This window comes from Palleronia marisminoris (assembly GCF_900172315.1).
In the GTDB taxonomy this organism is placed as follows: domain Bacteria; phylum Pseudomonadota; class Alphaproteobacteria; order Rhodobacterales; family Rhodobacteraceae; genus Palleronia; species Palleronia marisminoris.
On record NZ_FWFV01000004.1, the window covers coordinates 213,781 to 230,929 of the forward strand.

General features: G+C 67.7%; 19 protein-coding genes. 13 read left to right on the top strand and 6 right to left on the bottom strand.

All coding sequences use genetic code 11. From position 1 onward, the window contains the following. Nucleotides 1-3: 3 nt before the first annotated feature. Both PAM7066_RS08985 and PAM7066_RS08990 read right to left on the bottom strand, forming a co-directional pair. Nucleotides 4-1,692: a heparinase II/III family protein gene (locus PAM7066_RS08985; protein ID WP_245749638.1), complete on the bottom strand. Its 1,689-nt coding sequence runs from the start codon at nucleotides 1,690-1,692 to the stop codon at nucleotides 4-6. A 27-nt stretch (nucleotides 1,693-1,719) separates the two neighbouring features. Then, a complete protein-coding gene (locus PAM7066_RS08990; protein WP_085853822.1) occupies nucleotides 1,720-3,009 on the bottom strand; it encodes an RsmB/NOP family class I SAM-dependent RNA methyltransferase in 1,290 nt (429 codons plus the stop codon). A 74-nt stretch (nucleotides 3,010-3,083) separates the two neighbouring features. Between PAM7066_RS08990 and PAM7066_RS08995 the strand changes: the two genes are divergently transcribed. Beyond that, nucleotides 3,084-3,254: a DUF1674 domain-containing protein gene (locus PAM7066_RS08995; RefSeq protein ID WP_085853823.1), complete on the top strand. Its 171-nt coding sequence runs from the start codon at nucleotides 3,084-3,086 to the stop codon at nucleotides 3,252-3,254. Nucleotides 3,255-3,257: 3 nt separating this feature from the next. Here PAM7066_RS08995 and dapB read toward each other — a convergent pair whose 3' ends face one another. After that, the gene (gene dapB, locus PAM7066_RS09000) at nucleotides 3,258-4,052 is read right to left on the bottom strand and encodes a 4-hydroxy-tetrahydrodipicolinate reductase (RefSeq protein WP_085853824.1); all 795 of its coding nucleotides are present in this window, start codon (nucleotides 4,050-4,052) and stop codon (nucleotides 3,258-3,260) included. Nucleotides 4,053-4,151: 99 nt separating this feature from the next. Between dapB and rbfA the strand changes: the two genes are divergently transcribed. The 5 genes from rbfA to rpsO all read left to right on the top strand — a co-directional run bounded on the left by rbfA (nucleotide 4,152) and on the right by rpsO (nucleotide 7,093). Further along, nucleotides 4,152-4,565: a 30S ribosome-binding factor RbfA gene (gene rbfA / locus PAM7066_RS09005; protein ID WP_085853825.1), complete on the top strand. Its 414-nt coding sequence runs from the start codon at nucleotides 4,152-4,154 to the stop codon at nucleotides 4,563-4,565. Then, nucleotides 4,562-5,290, top strand: a complete 729-nt coding sequence (locus PAM7066_RS09010; RefSeq protein ID WP_085853826.1) for a phosphodiester glycosidase family protein — start codon at nucleotides 4,562-4,564, stop codon at nucleotides 5,288-5,290. The genes rbfA and PAM7066_RS09010 overlap by 4 nt, the downstream gene beginning before the upstream one ends. Next, entirely contained in the window at nucleotides 5,290-6,192 is a 903-nt protein-coding gene (truB, locus tag PAM7066_RS09015) for a tRNA pseudouridine(55) synthase TruB (RefSeq protein WP_085853827.1), read from the top strand. Before PAM7066_RS09010 ends, truB begins: the two co-directional genes overlap by 1 nt. Continuing rightward, nucleotides 6,189-6,698, top strand: coding sequence for a DUF1643 domain-containing protein (locus PAM7066_RS09020; protein WP_085853828.1), 510 nt, complete (start codon nucleotides 6,189-6,191; stop codon nucleotides 6,696-6,698). The genes truB and PAM7066_RS09020 overlap by 4 nt, the downstream gene beginning before the upstream one ends. A gap of 125 nt (nucleotides 6,699-6,823) precedes the next feature. Beyond that, nucleotides 6,824-7,093 (top strand): 30S ribosomal protein S15, encoded by a 270-nt coding sequence (gene rpsO / locus PAM7066_RS09025; protein ID WP_085853829.1) that lies wholly within the window; start codon nucleotides 6,824-6,826, stop codon nucleotides 7,091-7,093. A gap of 74 nt (nucleotides 7,094-7,167) precedes the next feature. On the opposite strand, the gene PAM7066_RS09030 is transcribed toward rpsO, so the two are convergent. Beyond that, nucleotides 7,168-7,800: an outer membrane protein gene (locus PAM7066_RS09030; RefSeq protein ID WP_085853830.1), complete on the bottom strand. Its 633-nt coding sequence runs from the start codon at nucleotides 7,798-7,800 to the stop codon at nucleotides 7,168-7,170. Between the two features lie 290 nt (nucleotides 7,801-8,090). On the opposite strand from PAM7066_RS09030, the gene pnp reads away from it, so the two are divergent. The 5 genes from pnp (at nucleotide 8,091) to PAM7066_RS09055 (ending at nucleotide 13,712) form a co-directional block, all read left to right on the top strand. Further along, nucleotides 8,091-10,223: a polyribonucleotide nucleotidyltransferase gene (pnp, locus tag PAM7066_RS09035; RefSeq protein ID WP_085853831.1), complete on the top strand. Its 2,133-nt coding sequence runs from the start codon at nucleotides 8,091-8,093 to the stop codon at nucleotides 10,221-10,223. Nucleotides 10,224-10,429: 206 nt separating this feature from the next. Beyond that, on the top strand, nucleotides 10,430-10,996 hold the full coding sequence (locus tag PAM7066_RS09040; RefSeq protein WP_085853832.1) for a L,D-transpeptidase: 567 nt from the start codon (nucleotides 10,430-10,432) through the stop codon (nucleotides 10,994-10,996). A 155-nt stretch (nucleotides 10,997-11,151) separates the two neighbouring features. Further along, on the top strand, nucleotides 11,152-12,585 hold the full coding sequence (locus PAM7066_RS09045) for a cytochrome ubiquinol oxidase subunit I (RefSeq protein WP_085853833.1): 1,434 nt from the start codon (nucleotides 11,152-11,154) through the stop codon (nucleotides 12,583-12,585). Nucleotides 12,586-12,597: 12 nt separating this feature from the next. Further along, entirely contained in the window at nucleotides 12,598-13,617 is a 1,020-nt protein-coding gene (gene cydB / locus PAM7066_RS09050) for a cytochrome d ubiquinol oxidase subunit II (protein ID WP_085853834.1), read from the top strand. Next, entirely contained in the window at nucleotides 13,617-13,712 is a 96-nt protein-coding gene (locus tag PAM7066_RS09055; protein ID WP_085853835.1) for a DUF2474 family protein, read from the top strand. The genes cydB and PAM7066_RS09055 overlap by 1 nt, the downstream gene beginning before the upstream one ends. A gap of 2 nt (nucleotides 13,713-13,714) precedes the next feature. Here the strand turns inward: PAM7066_RS09055 and PAM7066_RS09060 are convergent, their stop codons facing one another. After that, the gene (locus PAM7066_RS09060) at nucleotides 13,715-14,596 is read right to left on the bottom strand and encodes a DMT family transporter (RefSeq protein ID WP_085853836.1); all 882 of its coding nucleotides are present in this window, start codon (nucleotides 14,594-14,596) and stop codon (nucleotides 13,715-13,717) included. A gap of 69 nt (nucleotides 14,597-14,665) precedes the next feature. Next, entirely contained in the window at nucleotides 14,666-15,322 is a 657-nt protein-coding gene (locus tag PAM7066_RS09065; RefSeq protein ID WP_085853837.1) for a peroxiredoxin, read from the bottom strand. A 239-nt stretch (nucleotides 15,323-15,561) separates the two neighbouring features. Here PAM7066_RS09065 and PAM7066_RS09070 point away from each other — a divergent pair, with 239 nt between their 5' ends. Both PAM7066_RS09070 and PAM7066_RS09075 read left to right on the top strand, forming a co-directional pair. Further along, nucleotides 15,562-16,467 carry a ring-cleaving dioxygenase gene (locus tag PAM7066_RS09070; RefSeq protein WP_085853838.1) on the top strand — a complete coding sequence of 302 codons (906 nt, stop codon included), beginning with the start codon at nucleotides 15,562-15,564 and terminating at the stop codon, nucleotides 16,465-16,467. A 38-nt stretch (nucleotides 16,468-16,505) separates the two neighbouring features. Further along, on the top strand, nucleotides 16,506-17,096 hold the full coding sequence (locus tag PAM7066_RS09075; RefSeq protein WP_085853839.1) for an alpha/beta hydrolase: 591 nt from the start codon (nucleotides 16,506-16,508) through the stop codon (nucleotides 17,094-17,096). The last annotated feature ends 53 nt before the right edge of the window (nucleotides 17,097-17,149 follow it).

Sequence of the window (17,149 nt, forward strand, 5' to 3'; positions counted from 1 at the left end):
AATTCAGGCGAGCACGGGGCGATCCCCGTGCACGAGGTCGCGCACGGCATCGGGGGTTTGGTCGGCTTTTGCAAGGGTCCAGGTCACGCGGGTGGCGTAATCCGCCACTGTCGAGCTGAGCACGATCTGCCGCGCCGGGGTCGGTTCCAGCTCGCCCACGTCGAGATAGACCGAAGCTTCCAGGGACAGTGCGGCTCTGCCTGTATGCCGGAACACCCACCGCTCGCCCGAGCCGAGCGCCAGATCGAAGGACTGGCCGTCGGCGCCGAACGCGGCGTCGACCTCGGGGTGCAGGTGGAAGCGGATGGTGAAGGGCAACCAGCCACCCGCGGCATCGAGGACAGCGTCGAGGATCGGTTCGTCCTCGGTCTCGATCGCGGCGATCACGTCCTCGCCCTGAAGCCCGCGGCCGTCATGGCCCAGATGGACCTGCCGCACATGGGTCAGGCCGTGGCTGCGGACGTAGCCGTCATGCCCGGCGATGATTCCGGTCGACCGGTCGTTGCGGCGGCGCTCGATCCGCACGTCGCGGGGGGCGTCGGAGATCAGGTCGTTCGCCCCCAGCCGGGACGAGGACATGCCGGCGATGGTCAGCGCGGAATGGGACGGGGTCGCACGCCCCGCCCGGCGCCAGCGGTCGCCGAATGTGCGACCAGAGCCGCAATTCACGATGAGGGGGCGGCGCCCCGACGTCAGCTCGAACGCGAGGGTCGAGGCGTGGGCCTCGGCCGACTGCGTTGGGGGTGGTGCTGCGTCCATCAGCAGCGTCGTGCGCCCGTGCGCGAGGCGGACATAGCCCATCACCCGATCGGTGGGCGGGCCGGCCCGGGTGCCCGAGCGTGCGAGCGCCTGGTCGACGAGGCCCGGCGCCCCCCGCCCGCCGCCGTGAAAGCGCGGCAATCCGCCGTCGGCGTGGCGCAGCGTCCGGATGACCGGCGCGATGCGGCCCAGCGCGTCGGTCAGGAATTGCGGGACCGGGGCGTCCGTTTCCTCCAGGTCGGCGCGGATACGGGCGAGATCGGCGAAGATCCGGGCGAGCGCCTCGGGGTTGCGGCTGGGGAGGGTGCCGTCCGACCCCACAGTAAGGGCGATCTCGGCCTCGAGCGCCTGAAGCGCCTTCGCCCGGTGGCCGGACAGGCCCGCAAGCGTCCCGGCGGCAAGCAGGACGCCCGCGAGCGCCTCGAACCGCCGGGGGCCGGGCCGCAGCCGTCGCCACGACCGGGCCAGTTGCCGTGCCTGAACCTGCAGCGAGGCGCGCGCGGCGTGGTCGCGCGGCCGGTCGCCCATCATCAGGATGCCGGAATGGTCGATCAGCCGCAGCACCCGCCGGCCCAGCAGGTCGGGCCGCCAGCCCGGCCCGGTCCCGTCCCCATACCGCGCGATCCAGTCGTCGAGCCACGCGCGCGCCTTGCGGTCCCCGGCCCCGGTCGCGGCAAGATCGTCGAGCCAGCCGAAGGCGTGCAGCGCCTCGTGGAAGGCGGGCTCGGGGATGGGCAGGTCCCAGATCGACGTGTCGGGGGCCTCGACGCTGTAGCCGAGGAACATGAACTCGCCCTCCAGCATCCCCTGCCCGCGATGCAGACGGCCCGGATCGCGAGGGCCCGGTCGCACGAGGAACTCGGCCTCCGCATGCCGGCGGCGGTCGTTCCACATCCGAAGTCGGTCGAGGCGGGTCAGGTCTTGGCGCGGCACGGCGTGTCTTTCTCGGTCGCGCCGAGCTTAGACCGGCCCGCCCGCGCTGTCATCGCCATGCGGCGCACGGCGCAGAACCGTGACGAAGAAGCCGTCCATGCCGCCCAGATCGGGCCAGTAGTCGGGGCGCAGGCGCAGGCCCTCGGGGCCGACCCACGCGGAGTCGATGCCGGGAATGGACAGGGGTGCGGTCTCGACCGTCAGGCCGGGATGGCGAGCGAGGGCGTCGCGGACCTGCTCTTCCCCCTCGTCGATCAGCAGCGAGCAGGTGCAGAAGACGACGCGCCCGCCCGGCTTCACCAGCGACAGCGCGCGGTCGATCAGGCGCTCCTGCAGGGCGAAAAGCTCGGGGAAGGCGTCGCTGGTCTTGGCGACGGGCAGGTCGGGATGGCGGCGGATCGTGCCGGTGGCCGAACATGGCGCATCCAGAAGCACCGCGTCGAACGGCCTGCCCTGCCACTCCAGCGCGTCGGCGGCGACCACCTCGGCTGCAAGCCCGCAGCGGGCGAGGTTCTCGTGGACCTGCGCCAACCGCCCCTCGGAAATGTCCAGCGCCGTCACCTCGGCCCCCGCCGCCGCGATCTGCATCGTCTTGCCGCCGGGGGCCGCGCACATGTCGAGCACCCGCTCGCCCGGCTGCGGGTCCAGCGCGCGCACCGGCACCGCGGCGGCGGCGTCCTGCACCCACCACGCGCCCTCGTCATAGCCCGGCAGCTTCGACACCTGTCCCTGCCGTGCAAGCCGCACAGACCCTGTGGGCGTGACGGTTCCACCCAGTTGCTCGGCCCAGCCTTCGGGGTCGTCCTTCACCGTCAGGTCCAGCGGCGCGCCGGCGGCAAAGGCAATCTCCATTCCCGCGACGGCGTCCTTGCCGAAATCGGTCACCAGCGGCTTGCGCAGCCACTTGGGGAGACGCGGGACGGGCAAGGCCTCCCATGCTTCGGGGCCCTTGCGCAGGACGTTGCGCAGCACCGCGTTGACGAGGCCCGCCTGCCCCTTGCCGCGCTCGGTCCCGCGCGAAAGGTCGACCGCCGCGCCGACGGCACCGTGGGGGGCGGCGCCCTCGACATAGATCTCGCACAGGGCGAGGCGCATGACGTTCAGCACCTCGGGCCGGGGCTTCATCCGCAGGTGCGGGCCCAGCGCCCGGTCGGCGCGGTCCTTCCAGCGCAGCGTCGTCAGGGCCAGCCGCATGGCGCGGGCGCGGTCGGGGCCGGATAGCGGGGCGAGGATCTTGTCCGAGACCTCGGGCAGCAGGCGGCCGGATTCGGTCACCTCTCGGATCAGCGTGAGCGCGGCGGCGCGGGCGGTGTCCATGGGGCCTGACCTTGTTGCGGGAACGGCGCTGCGTATATGACGGAAGAGGCCCGTTTGACCAGCAAGGTAAGCCGATGGACAAAGACGACCTGCCCCCCGAAGCGATCCGCGCGCTTGAAGAAGCCGAGGCGCGGCGCAAGGCGGCCAAGCCGCTGGACCTGCCGCCCGAGCTTGGCGGCCGCGACGGCCTTGAGCCCATCCGCTATGGCGACTGGGAGAAGAAGGGCATCGCCATCGACTTCTGAAGCCTAGAGCCCCAGCACGTCCACCATGTCGTAGTGCCCCGGTTCGCGCCCCTCGGTCCAGAGCGCGGCGCGGATCGCGCCCTTGGCAAAGAGCGCGCGGTCGTTGGCGACGTGGCTCAGGGTCAGCGTCTCGCCCGGGCCTGCGAAGACCACGTCATGCTCGCCGATGATGGACCCGCCACGGATGGCGTGAAAGCCGATCGCGCCGGGCTCGCGCTCGCCCGTCATCCCGTCGCGGGCGCGGTCGGCCACGTCGGCCAGGTCCACGCCGCGCCCCCTGGCCGCCGCCTCGCCCAGCATCAGCGCCGTGCCCGAGGGGGCGTCGACCTTGTGCCGGTGATGCGCCTCGAAGATCTCGATGTCGTAGTCCAGCCCGAGGCTCGCCGCGACACGCTCGACCAGCGAGGTCAGCAGGTTGACGCCAAGGCTCATGTTCCCGGCGCGCACGATGGCGATCTTCCGGCCCGCTTCGTCGATGGCAGCGATGTCCTCGTCCGACAGACCGGTCGTGCCGATCACATGCGCCACGCCCGCCTCGGCGCAGGCGCGCGACAGGGCCACGGTGGCGGCCGGCGCGGTGAAATCGACGACCGCATCAGCGCCGGCGATCCCCTGCGCGGCATCGCACGCGACCGTCACGCCCCGACCCATGCCACAGAGATCGCACAGGTCCTGCCCGACCCAGGCGTGGTCCGGCCTCTCGATGGCACCCGACAGCTCGGCGCCGTCGGCCTCTTCCACCGCCTTCACCAGCATCTGGCCCATCCGGCCCGATACGCCCGCAACCGCGATCTTCATGGCTCGTCCCCCGTATCCGATGGCGGGCAGCTAGCCCGGATCGGCCGCCTCTCGCAACGTCCTGTTGCACCGCCCGGGAGAGGTGAATATCTGCGCCCCATGTCCAAGAACCGTCATTCCGAAGGATCCGGCCCGAATCAGCGGCAACTCCGCGTGGGCGAGCTGGTCCGCCGCACGCTGTCGGACGTGCTGAACAAGGGCGATATCCACGACCCGGACCTCAATCGCCTGTCGATCACCGTGAGCGAGGTGCGCATGTCCACCGACCTCAAGATCGCGACGGCCTACGTGCTGCCGCTGGGCGGCAAGAACCGCGAAGAGGCGATCGCCGGCCTCAAGCGCAACAAGCACGAGCTGCGCCGCGCGCTGTCGAAAGAGACGACGCTGAAATTCACGCCCGACCTGCGGTTCCTTATCGACGACACCTTCGACCGCCTCGACGAGACGCGCGAGCTCTTCGCCCGCGAGGACGTCCAGCGCGACCTGGGCGACGACGAGGAGGACGAAGGGTGATCCGCGCGGCGCTGGTCCTTCTGGGCCTTTCCGCGCTACCCGCAGCGGCGGCGGAATGCGAGGACGTGACCTTCGACGGCGCGGGTTTCACCGTGTGCCGCATCGACCCCGCGGCCGAAGATGTGCGCCTGTTCCTGCGGGACGACGCAGGCGCGCCCTATGCCAGCTTCCGCGCCGTGAACGACGCGCTTGCCTTTCAGGGGCAGGCGCTGGGCGTGGCGATGAATGCGGGCATGTATCATCCCGACCGCTCGCCCGTGGGTCTTTACGTCGAGGACGGCGAGACCGCGCGCGAGATCGTCACCTCCGAGGGGCCGGGCAATTTCGGGCTGCTGCCGAACGGGGTGCTGTGCCTGACCGACGACAAGGCGCAGGTGATCGAAAGCCGCACCTTCGCCGCCGAACCGCCGGATTGCACCTTTGCCACGCAGTCGGGCCCGATGCTGGTGATCGACGGCGACCTGCACCCGCGCTTCCTGGCCGATTCGGACTCTCTCAACATCCGCAACGGGGTGGGCGTGGGGCCGGACGGAACGCTGTATTTCGCGATCTCGAATGAGGTGGTGAACTTTCACACGTTCGGCCGCCTGTTCCGCGACGAGCTTGGCGTGCCGGATGCGCTTTACTTCGACGGCACCATCTCGCGGCTTTACGACGCCGGCTCGGGGCGGCATGACGCCGGCTGGCCCATGGGGCCGATCATCGGAACGGTGACGGAGGACTAATGGCGCGGCGCAAGAAAGGACGCGACGTCTCGGGCTGGCTGGTCGTGGACAAGCCGGCCGGAATCGGCTCGACCGACGTGGTGAACAAGGTCCGCTGGGCGTTCGAGGCGAAGAAGGCAGGCCATGCGGGCACGCTGGACCCCGACGCGACGGGCGTGCTGGTCATTGCACTGGGTGAGGCGACAAAGATCGTTTCGTCGATCACCGACGCGCTGAAGGCCTACGACTTCACCGTAAAATGGGGAACGCAAACGACTACCGACGATGCATCGGGCGAGGTTCTGGAGACGTCGGACGCCCGCCCCTCGCGCGAGGCGATCGAGGCCGCCCTGCCCGGCTATGTCGGCGACATCATGCAGACGCCGCCCGCGTTTTCAGCCGTGAAAGTCGACGGCCGCCGCGCTTACGACATGGCGCGCGAGGGCGAGACGCCCGAGTTGCAGGCTCGCGCCCTCTATGTGGACGAGCTCTCGCTGGACGACGCGCGGGGCGACGCGGCCGACCTGCATCTGGTCTGCGGCAAGGGCGGCTATGTCCGCTCGATCGCGCGCGACCTGGGGCAGGAGCTGGGGTGCCTCGGCCACGTCACCTCCCTCCGCCGCATCTGGTCGGGGCCGTTCGAACTGGACCGCGCCGTGACGATGGAGCGGATCGAGGAACTGGCGCGAACCGAAGAGATCGACCAGCTTCTGCTGCCCGTCGAGGCCGGGCTGTCGGACCTGCCGGTCTGCCACGTGAACCAGATCGCCGCGACGAAGATCCGCAACGGCAACGCCGCCGAGGTCCTGTCGACCGAGGCCGATTTCGGGGATCTGACCTGGGCCGCGCACCAAGGGCAGGCGGTCGCGCTGGGGCACTATCGCGCGGGGCAGTTCCACCCCTCGCGCGTTCTTCTGACGTGATCGAACGGCAGCACCTGAAGGGCGATGCGGCAAGCGTGGCGGTCTATTCCGACTGCGAACGCTACCGCTACACCCTGACGCGGGTATGGGATCCGGCTGGGGAAAAGGCACTGTTCGTCATGCTGAACCCGTCGACCGCGACCGAGATCCAAAACGACCCCACGGTCGAGCGGTGCGAGCGCCGCGCCCGGACGCTGGGCTTCGGCGCGTTCCGGGTCTGCAACATCTTCGCCTGGCGCGACACCGATCCCAAGGCGATGCGCCGCGCCGACGAACCTGTCGGCCGCCCCGAGAACGACGCGGCCATCCTCGACGGCTGCCACTGGGCCGACACCATCGTCTGCGCCTGGGGCACCCACGGCGCCCATCTGGGCCGCGGCCCCGAGGTCGAGCGGCTGATGCGCGACTCGGGACAGGTGCTGCACCATTTGGGGCTGTCGAAGGAGGGGCATCCGAAGCACCCCCTTTATATCGCCTACACGCAGTCGCCGCAGGTCTGGGCGTAGGCCCCTTTTCAAGTCGCCCCCTGTCCTCTATACGCGCGCTTCGCCGCACGATTCTGCGCGGCAGGGCCCGTTCTGGACGACATCCCGGTCGGCGCCGTCACACTCGAACTTGAAGGAGACACCCGATGTCGATCACGCCGGAAGAGAAGCAAAAGGTCATCAACGATTTCGGGACGAAGTCCGGTGACACCGGTTCGCCCGAGGTGCAGGTCGCGATCCTGACGCACCGCATTGCCGCCCTGACCGAGCATTTCAAGACGCACCACAAGGACAACCACTCGCGCCGCGGCCTGCTGAAGCTCGTCGCGCAGCGCCGGAAGCTCCTGGACTACACCCGTGCGAAGAACGAGGAGCGGTATCGCGACCTCATCCAGCGGCTCAACATCCGCCGCTGAACCGCACACCGCAGATCGGTGACGCAAAAGCCGCCCCTCGGGGCGGCTTTTTTCGTTCCCGGTCCGATCGATCCCTAGAAGCGGTAGGAGCCCTTGAGCATGAGGGTCGTGCCGTCGGCGCCCTCGCCGTAGTCGAGGCACCCGTCGTCGCTGCACAAGGTCGGCTCGTCGAAGACGTCGTAGATGCCTTCGAGGGCAAGCGAGAACTGCGGCGTCAGGTTCACGGCACCGCCGATGCCGATGAAGTAGCCACCCGTGGACTCGTCTCCGATGGTCAGGCGGGACAGGCCGGCGGTGACGTAGGGCATGGCGCGCCCCGCATCGTAGCCACCGATCGCCTTGAAGCGCATCAGGTTGGCCCAGTCGTCCACCTCGATCGTGCCGCTTCCGCCACCGCGATTCCCGAGACTTTGGCGATACTCGACATCCCCGACGTGGAAGACGTCCAGGGAAACCTCTCCGCCAAGGACGAAGGGATAGACGGGCGCGAGGTAACCGGCATGGGCGCCGATATAGCCCTGCTCGATCGTGTCGGTGGTGTCGCCGCCGCCGACATCGCCCTCGGCGTCATAGCCGAAGCGGCCGTACTGACCGCCGGCATAGGGGCCGCTCATTTCGCCGCCGCCGCCCATGTAGGACTGCGCGACGCTTGCACCGGCGTGAATCGAAAGGAGGGCTGTCGCCCCCAGAACTGCTGCGATCCTCATGGATACCTCTTGTCGGGTTTGGTTTTCCCACCCAATACGCCGCCTTCCCCGCCCCGGCGAGGGATCATCCGCATCCGCGTGCAGGTGCGCCCCGAGTGTTGCCCCGGCGCAAAATGAGCGGACAACCGCCCCGCCTAGCAAGCGGCCGTGTTTTCCTGTATGGGCGCCCCATCTGAGACGTGACGCTTCGACCCCGGCGCATGAGATGATGGAGGGGTCGGCGGCAATACGGCCGCCATGCAAACGGACCGGCAGAGAGGGCTCTGCGCGGCCCAGACAGGATACGACAGATGTTCAACGAAACGAAGAAATCGATGCAGTGGGGCGAAGAAACCCTCACGCTCGAGACCGGGAAGGTTGCGCGGCAGGCCGACGGCACCGTGATCGCGACCCTCGGTGAGACTTCGGTGATGGCCAACGTCACCTATGCCCGCCAGCAGAAGCCCGGCCAGGACTTCTTCCCGCTGACCGTGCATTACCAGGAAAAATACTACGCCGCGGGCAAGATCCCCGGCGGCTTCTTCAAGCGTGAGGCCCGCCCCACCGAGAAGGAGACGCTGACCGCCCGCCTGATCGACCGCCCGATCCGCCCGCTTTTCGTCCCCGGCTTCAAGAACGAAGTGCTCGTGATGTGCACCGTGCTGAGCCACGACCTGGTCAACGATCCCGACGTGGTTGCGATGATCGCCGCCTCGGCCGCGCTGACGCTGTCGGGTGCCCCGTTCATGGGCCCGATCGCCGGCTGCCGCGTGGGTTACGAGGGCGGCGAATACGTGCTGAACCCCGAAATCGACGACATGCACAAGCTGCGCGACAATCCCGAGCAGCGCCTCGACCTGATCGTCGCCGGTACGCGCGACGCGGTGATGATGGTCGAATCGGAAGCCTACGAGCTGACCGAAGAGGAAATGCTGGGCGCGGTGAACTTCGCGCACGAGCAGATCAAGCCGGTGATCGACCTGATCATCGACCTGGCTGAAGACGCCGCGAAGGAACCCTTCGACTTCCAGCCGCCCGACTACTCGGCGCTGTATGACGCCGTGAAGGCCGCTGGCGAAGACAAGATGCGCGCCGCCTTCGCGATCACCGACAAGCAGGAGCGGACCACGGCCATCGCCGACGCCCGCGAGCACGTGCGCAGCCAACTGAGCGAAGAGCAGCTTGAGGATTCGAACCTCGGCTCGGCGTTCAAGAAGCTGGAATCGTCGATCCTGCGTGGCGACGTCGTCAAGGGCGGCAAGCGCATCGACGGCCGGTCGACCGACCAGGTTCGTTCGATCGTGTCGGAAACGGGCATCCTGCCCCGGACCCACGGCTCGGCCCTGTTCACCCGCGGCGAGACGCAGGCGCTGGTCGTGACCACGCTGGGCACCGGCGACGACGAGCAGATGATCGACGCGCTGCAAGGCACGTATCGTTCCAACTTCCTGCTGCATTACAACTTTCCGCCGTACTCGGTCGGTGAAGTGGGTCGTGTTGGCAGCCCGGGCCGTCGCGAGATCGGCCACGGCAAGCTGGCGTGGCGTGCGCTGCAGGCGGTCCTGCCGCCGGTCACGGACTTCCCCTACACGATCCGCCTGGTGTCCGAGATCACCGAGTCGAACGGTTCGTCCTCGATGGCATCGGTCTGCGGCGGGTCGCTGTCGATGATGGATGCGGGCGTTCCGCTGAAGGCTCCCGTGGCCGGTGTGGCCATGGGCCTGATCCTGGAAGAGGACGGCAGCTACGCCATCCTGACCGACATCCTGGGCGACGAGGATCATCTCGGCGACATGGACTTCAAGGTCGCGGGCACCGAGAACGGCATCACGTCGCTGCAGATGGACATCAAGGTCGCGGGCATCACGCCCGAGATCATGGAGAAGGCGCTGGCCCAGGCGAAAGCCGGTCGTCTGCACATCCTGAACGAGATGTCGAAGGCGATCAGCGAGGCCGGCGCATTCTCGGCTCACGCCCCGCGCATCGAGACGATGCAGATCCCGACCGACAAGATCCGTGAAGTCATCGGCTCGGGCGGCAAGGTCATCCGCGAAATCGTGGAAGTCTCGGGCGCCAAGGTCGACATCAACGACGACGGCGTCATCAAGATCGCGTCCGCCAACGGCGAGGCCATCAAGAAGGCCTACGACATGATCTACTCGATCGTGGCCGAGCCCGAGGAAGGCAAGGTCTACAAGGGCACGGTCGTCAAGATCGTGGACTTCGGCGCCTTCGTGAACTTCTTCGGCAAGCGCGACGGCCTGGTGCATGTCAGCCAGATCGAGAACCGCCGCCTGAACCATCCTTCGGACGCCCTGAAGGAAGGCCAGGAGGTCTGGGTCAAGCTTCTGGGCTTCGACGATCGCGGCAAGGTCCGCCTCGCGATGAAGATGGTCAACCAGGAGACCGGCGAGGAAACGCAGGAAGAAGCAGCCGAGGGCTGAACTCTTCCCCCACGCATCGGAAAGCCCCGGCCCCCGCGCCGGGGCTTTTCGTTTCCGGGCCGGCCATGGCGACCGATCGCCCCCCGTGCTATCATGCGGGTGAGTATGACATGGTTTCACATAAACGTATAAGGTCTGCGGAAACCAACCGGCGCATCCTATGTTGGCTATCCTGACCGATATAAAAACACGAAGGGGACACACACATGGATCGTCGCGACTTCATTCTGTCCGGCATGGCGACGTTCGGCGCTGCCCTCGCCGGCCCGCCGGCCCAAGCGCAATCGCTGCCGCCGCATCTGCAGCCGGCTTTCGTCACGCTGCGCCACGCGCTGCCGCCCGGCGAGGTCCATGTCTTTCCCGACCACTTCCAACTGTTCTGGACCATGCCCGACCGCAAGGCTTGGCGCTATGGCATCCGCGTCGGTCGCGACAGCCTCTACGAGCCCGGCCAGTATTATGTCGGGGCCAAGAAGGAATGGCCGTCCTGGACGCCCACCCCCGGCATGATCGAGCGTGAGCCCGAGAAGTACGCCCAGTATTCCGACGGGATGCCCGGCGGCCCCGACAACCCGCTTGGCGCGCGCGCGATCTACCTGTTCCAGGAAGGCCGCGGCGACACGTACCTGCGGATCCACGGAACGCCGGACATCAACACCATCGGCCGCGCCGTCTCGAACGGCTGCGCCGGCCTGACGAACGAGCATATCAAGCTGCTCTACGAACAGGTCCCGATGGACGCCCGCGTGGTGCTCTATCCCAAGATGGCCTGATCGGCCGCGACACCGAGCACGAGACCTGCGGGGCCCCTCCGACCGAGGGGCCCTTTCGCGTTCCGGCGAGCGGCTGCGACATTGTTGCGACCAGAACGGGTGGATTTACCGGGCGGGGAAACCAGTTTGGAGGGAGGACTTGACGGGGACAGGCAATGGACACGTTTCTTGGACTAGACGCGCTCATGCTGGCCCGAATCCAGTTCGGCTTTACGATCGCGTTTCATTTCATCTTCCCCGCACTCTCGATCGGCCTCGCCAGCTACCTCGCCGTCCTCAACGCGCTGTACCTGCGCAGCAAGGACGAAGCTTACCTGCGGCTGTTCAAGTACTGGGTGAAGATCTTCGCGATCACCTTCGCCATGGGCGTCGTGTCGGGCATCGTGATGTCCTACCAGTTCGGCACCAACTGGTCCGTGTTCTCGGACCGGGCCGGGCCGGTGATCGGGCCGCTGATGGCCTACGAGGTGCTGACCGCATTCTTCCTCGAGGCCGGGTTCCTGGGGATCATGCTGTTCGGGCGCGACAAGGTCGGCCCCGGCCTTCACATGTTCGCCACGCTGATGGTCGCCGTGGGCACCGCGATCTCGGCCACGTGGATCCTGTCGGTGAACAGCTGGATGCACACCCCAGCCGGCTACACGATCGGCGAGAACGGCCAGTTCCTGCCCGAGGACTGGCTTCAGGTGATCTTCAACCCGTCCTTCCCCTACCGCCTCGCGCATACGCTGACGGCAGCCTACCTGTCGACGGCGCTGATCGTCGGCGGCGTGGGCGGCTGGCACCTGCTGAAGGGGCGACGCGACAATCACGGCGTCCGGACGATGTTCTCGATGGCGATGTGGATGGCGGCTGTCGTCGCCCCGATCCAGGTCTTCCTGGGCCACGAGCAGGGCCTGAACACCTACGAATACCAGCCCGTGAAGGTGCTGGCGATGGAGGGGCACTTCGAGACCTCCGAGGAAGGCATCCCGCTGATCCTGTTCGGCATCCCCGACCAGGAGGCCGAAGAGATGCTGTACGAGCTGAAGATCCCGCGCATCGGCGGGCCGATCCTTGGCAAGGGGTGGAACGCGTCGCTCGAGGGGCTGGACACCGTGCCCCGCAGCGAAGAGCCGCCCGTGGCGGTCGTGTTCTTCTCGTTCCGCATCATGGTCGGGCTGGGCATGTTGATGGTCGGGCTGGGGTTCTGGTCTCTCTGGGTGCGGTGGCGCGGATCGCTCTATCAAGACGGATGGCTGCACCGCGCGGCGCTGGTGATGTCGCCCGCCGGTCTGGTCGCGATCATCGCGGGCTGGATCACCACCGAGGTCGGGCGCCAGCCCTACACGGTCTACGGGATCATGCGCACCGAGGAGTCCGTCTCGCCGATCGGGGCATCGGCGGTGGGGACGTCGCTGATCGCGTTCATCGTGATCTACTTCATGATCTTCGGTGCGGGTATCCTCTACATGCTCGTCCTCATGGGCAAGGCACCGGAGCCCGGCGAGGAGGACGCAGAGGGCGATGACGGCCCGATCCGCACCGGCGGCATCATGGCAAGCTCCAAGCCCGAGACGACAGGCGCCCAGAACGCACCAGCGGAATAAGGGGACGTACAGATGGGTATCAGCTTCGACCTTACCGTCGCCTGGGCTCTCCTCCTGGCTTTTTCGGTCTATGTCTACGTGGTGATGGACGGGTTCGACCTTGGGATCGGGATCCTTTATCCGGCGTTCCCGTCGAAGGAAGATCGCGACCTGATGATGAACACGGTCGCGCCGGTCTGGGACGGCAACGAGACCTGGCTCGTCCTTGGGGGCGGTGCCTTGTTCGCGGCCTTCCCGATGGCCTACGCGATCATCATGCCGGCGATCTACCCGCCGATCATCGCGATGCTGCTGGGGCTGATCTTTCGCGGCGTCGCGTTCGAGGCGCGCTGGCGGGCGGATTCGCGTTTCTCGCGCAAGTTCTGGGACTGGGCGTTCATCGGAGGCTCGACCGTCGCGGCACTGGCGCAAGGCATCACTCTGGGCGCGCTTCTGCAGGGGATCGAGGTGGACGGCCGGCAGTATGGCGGCGGCTGGCTGGACTGGCTGACGCCGTTCTCGGTGGTCTGCGGCGTGGCCGTGGTGTTCGGCTACGGCCTGCTGGGCGCGTGCTGGCTGAACTGGCGGACCGAGGGCGACATGCGCGACAAGGCCCGCAAGATCGCTCGGATCCTCGGTTTCGTGACGGTGGGCTTCATCGCTGTCGTCTCGCTGTGGACGCCATTCCTGGAACCGCAGTATTTCCAGCGGTGGTTCGCCTTTCCCGCCGCGCTGCAGGTGGCGCCGGTGCCGATCCTGGTCGTGGCCTTCGTGATCTTCCTCGGGAAGGAGCTGTACAACGAGTCCCGCGAATGGTTGCCGTTCGCGCTGGTGCTGGGGCTGTTCCTGCTGTGCTTCATCGGCCTGGGCGTGTGCATGTGGCCCTACGTGATCCCCCCCTCGGTCACGATGTACGAGGCCGCGAGCCCATTCAAATCGCAGCTCTTCATGTTCGTGGGGACGATCATCCTGGTGCCGATCATCCTGGGCTACACGGTGTTCGCCTACTACATCTTCCGCGGCAAGATCGGCCACGGGGACGGCTATCACTGATGTTCCGCAAGCTCGTCTGGTTCATCGCCATCTGGTGCATCAGCGTGGCGGTCCTAGGGGTCGTCGCCTACGGCATCCGCATGATGATCCTGTAGGACTACGCTGAGCGGGCGAGGCGGATCGCCTGCCGCCTCTCGTTCCAGAGATAGACCGTCAGCGTCAGCACGACGATCGCACCGCCGACCAGCCCGCGGGGGCCGACGGGCTCGCCCACGCCGATCCAGACGACGATGGGGCCGAGCACGGTCTCCAGCAGCAGGATAAGGCTGACATTGGCGGCGACGGTGTAGCGCGTCGCCATGTTCATCGTGGTGAACGAGATCGGCAGGATCAGCAGTCCCGTCACCCAGATCGCCGGCACGTAGCCGTTGCTTTGCCAGAGCGACGGGACGAGGGTCAGCGCGGTCAGGCCCGAGATCGCCGCCCCCGCTCCGACCGTCAGGAACACCGACAGGTCGGGACGGGCGCGGAACAGGGTGAAGCTGCCCGCGAGCGACAGCGCGACCGCGCCGCCACAGAGCGCGCCCAGCAAGGGAGAGCCGGCGCCGCCATAGCTGCCCGAGACCGAAAGCCCGATGCCGGCCAGCACGACGAGCGCGGCGGTGATGGTGCTGCGCCCCGCCCTGTCGCCAAGGAAGACGGCTCCGAGGACCGCCGCAACCAAGGGCACCGTGGCGACCGCGAAGAGGACGACAGCCACGGGCGCGACAGCGATCCCGGTGGCGAACAGCGCCGCATTCGTCGCCTGCGCCAGCGCCGCCAGCACGCCCAGCGGCGTGGCGAGCGCGGTCAGGTCGCGGCGCCGGTCGCGGGACAGCACGATCCACAGGCTCAGCAGCACCGCTGCCTGCAAGCATCCACGCCACGCCACCATCTGCGCAGCGCCAAGGCCCGACCACCGCATGAACAGCGTGTCGGGGACGATGACCAGCGCGCCGATCAGCGCCAGCGCCAGTCCCTTGTTGGTGTTGTCCGTCATGGATCGCCCATACGACACGCGCCGCCCCCCGGACAGGGGACGGCGCGTGAAACCTCGAAGAGGTGGTAATCAGGCCGGCTGCTTGGTCGTGCGGATATAGGGCAGCTTCTGCTCGAACGAGCCGAACTTCTCGCGCGCCTCGTCATCCGAGACGCCGCCGGTGATGATGACGTCTCCGCCCTGCTGCCAGTTGGCGGGGGTGGCGACCTTGTGCTGCGCGGTCAGCCGGATCGAGTCGAGCGCGCGCAGGATCTCGTCGAAGTTCCGGCCCGTGGTCATCGGGTAGGTCATCGACAGCTTCACCTTCTTGTCCGGCCCTACGATGAACACGGTGCGGACGGTCGCGTTGTCGGCCGGCGTGCGGGTGCCCGGCTCGCCCGACGCTTCTGCGGGGAGCATGTCGTAGGCCTTGGCGATCTTCATCTCGGGGTCGGCGATCAGGGGGTAGCTGACGGAGTTGCCGGTGTAGGACGCGATGTCGGACTTCCACTTGTTGTGGTCCTCGATCGGGTCAACCGAGATGCCGATGATCTTGGCGCCGCGCTTCTCGAACTCGGGCGCGAGGCCAGCCATCGCGCCAAGCTCCGTCGTGCAGACGGGGGTGAAGTTCTTGGGGTGGCTGAACAGCACGGCGTAGCCGTCGCCGATCCAGTCGTGGAAATTGATCTCGCCCTCGGTGGTGTTGGCGGTGAAATCAGGGGCGGTGTCGTTGATGCGCAGGGCCATGGGTCCCTCCTTTTCATTCCTCTGCCACCGACATAACGACCCTGCGGCGCGAAGAAAGGCGGGGGGCACCGAAAGGATCGGCGTCGTTGCGCCGCTCGGGCCTTGCGAACAGACGTTCGTTGCAGACCGGCCGCCCGAACCACCCGTTTCTGCGCGCCATCGCACCGATATTTGCCATTTTGCGGAATAGGGTGCGCGCGCTGTCTGCCCTATCTGTTGCCCAGCACGAGGAGAATACCATGCTCGACCAGATCAACGGCCTGCACCACGTCACCACCATCGGATCCGACGCCCGCGCGATCGACCGGTTCTGGACCGATACGCTCGGCCTGCGCCGGGTGAAGAAGACGGTCAATTTCGACGCGCCTGACGTCTATCACCTGTATTACGGCGACGAGCTTGGCCGCCCCGGCACCGCGATGACCTACTTTCCCTTCCCCCATGCCGGACGCGGCCGCCGCGGCGCGGGCGAAGTCGCCGAGACGCGCCTCGCCATCCCCGAGGGCGCCGCGCCCTTCTGGGCCGACCGGCTGGGCACCGACATCGCCACCGACCCGTTCGGCGCGCCGGTCGTGCGGATCGCCGCCCCCGACGGCGATGCCTTCGCGCTGATCGAAACCGACGACCCCCGTGCGCCCTATGCCGGCGTGATCGACGCCGACCACGCGATCCGCGGGTTCCATTCGGCGGCCCCACTGGTGCGGGACGCGGCCCCCATGGCCGAGTTGCTGCGCTTCATGGGCTACGAGGAGACAGCGCGCGAGGGCGAGATCATCCGCTTCACCAGGCCCGGCGGCACGGCCAACGTGATCGACCTGATCGAGCGGCCCGACGCGCCCGACGCCCAGCAGAGCGCGGGGTCGGTGCACCACATCGCCTTCTCGGTCGCCGACCGCGACGCGCAGGCCGCCGTCCGCAAGGCCCTGTCTGAGGCGGGCTACGGCACGACCCCGCAGATCGACCGGGACTACTTCTGGGCGATCTACTTCCGCACCCCCGGCGGCATCCTGTTCGAGGTCGCCACCGACGAGCCCGGCTTCGACCGCGACGAGGACGCCGCCACCCTCGGGCAGGCGCTGAAGCTGCCCCGCCAGCACGAGCACCTGCGCGACCGGCTGGAACGCGCGCTCGTCCCGCTGGACTGAGGCGCTAGGTCTCGCGGATGGGGATGAAGGAGAACGGCATGGGTTACGAGGTGATCCGCAGCGCGGGGACCGGGGATCACCTGGTCCTGACCTTCCATGGAACGGGCGCGAGTGCGGACCAGCTTCACGGTCTTGCGCGGACGCTGTTGCCCGAGGCGCATGTCGTCTCACCCCAGGGCGACGTAAGCGAGCACGGCGCCGCCCGTTTCTTCCGCCGCAAGGCCGAGGGTGTCTACGACATGGAAGACCTTGCGCAGCGGATCGAGCAGATGGCCACCTTCGTCCAGGGCGAGATCACCCGCACCGGCGTCGCTCACGTCACCGGGATCGGCTATTCCAACGGCGCCAACATCCTCGCGGCGACCGCCATCAAGCATCCCGGCCTCTTCGACGCCATGGCCCTGATGCATCCGCTGATCCCCTGGGTACCCGATCCCGAACCGGGGCTGGCGGCGAAGCGCATCCTCGTGACGGCCGGGCGGCAGGACCCGATCTGTCCGCCCGACCTCACGCAGGGACTGGCCGACTGGTTCACGGCGCAGATGGCAGATTGCATCGTGGCGTGGCACCCGGGCGGGCACGAGATCCAGCAGACCGAGATCGATTGCCTGGCGGATTTCCTGCGCTGAACGCCCGAGCCATGACCGGAATTCCGCCGGTTCATGCCGCGACGCGGCGGCAT

Bases quoted from the DNA above. Each gene is read 5' to 3' on its own strand.
- PAM7066_RS09070 (WP_085853838.1), top strand. From the start codon at position 15,562: ATGCTCGACCAGATCAACGGCCTGCACCACGTCACCACCATCGGATCC.
- PAM7066_RS09060 (WP_085853836.1), bottom strand. From the start codon at position 14,596: ATGACGGACAACACCAACAAGGGACTGGCGCTGGCGCTGATCGGCGCG.
- PAM7066_RS09045 (WP_085853833.1), top strand. From the start codon at position 11,152: ATGGACACGTTTCTTGGACTAGACGCGCTCATGCTGGCCCGAATCCAG.
- pnp (WP_085853831.1), top strand. From the start codon at position 8,091: ATGTTCAACGAAACGAAGAAATCGATGCAGTGGGGCGAAGAAACCCTC.
- truB (WP_085853827.1), top strand. From the start codon at position 5,290: ATGGCGCGGCGCAAGAAAGGACGCGACGTCTCGGGCTGGCTGGTCGTG.
- PAM7066_RS09075 (WP_085853839.1), top strand. From the start codon at position 16,506: ATGGGTTACGAGGTGATCCGCAGCGCGGGGACCGGGGATCACCTGGTC.
- rpsO (WP_085853829.1), top strand. From the start codon at position 6,824: ATGTCGATCACGCCGGAAGAGAAGCAAAAGGTCATCAACGATTTCGGG.
- rbfA (WP_085853825.1), top strand. From the start codon at position 4,152: ATGTCCAAGAACCGTCATTCCGAAGGATCCGGCCCGAATCAGCGGCAA.
- PAM7066_RS08990 (WP_085853822.1), bottom strand. From the start codon at position 3,009: ATGGACACCGCCCGCGCCGCCGCGCTCACGCTGATCCGAGAGGTGACC.
- PAM7066_RS09055 (WP_085853835.1), top strand. From the start codon at position 13,617: ATGTTCCGCAAGCTCGTCTGGTTCATCGCCATCTGGTGCATCAGCGTG.
- PAM7066_RS09065 (WP_085853837.1), bottom strand. From the start codon at position 15,322: ATGGCCCTGCGCATCAACGACACCGCCCCTGATTTCACCGCCAACACC.
- PAM7066_RS09040 (WP_085853832.1), top strand. From the start codon at position 10,430: ATGGATCGTCGCGACTTCATTCTGTCCGGCATGGCGACGTTCGGCGCT.
- dapB (WP_085853824.1), bottom strand. From the start codon at position 4,052: ATGAAGATCGCGGTTGCGGGCGTATCGGGCCGGATGGGCCAGATGCTG.
- PAM7066_RS09030 (WP_085853830.1), bottom strand. From the start codon at position 7,800: ATGAGGATCGCAGCAGTTCTGGGGGCGACAGCCCTCCTTTCGATTCAC.
- cydB (WP_085853834.1), top strand. From the start codon at position 12,598: ATGGGTATCAGCTTCGACCTTACCGTCGCCTGGGCTCTCCTCCTGGCT.
- PAM7066_RS08995 (WP_085853823.1), top strand. From the start codon at position 3,084: ATGGACAAAGACGACCTGCCCCCCGAAGCGATCCGCGCGCTTGAAGAA.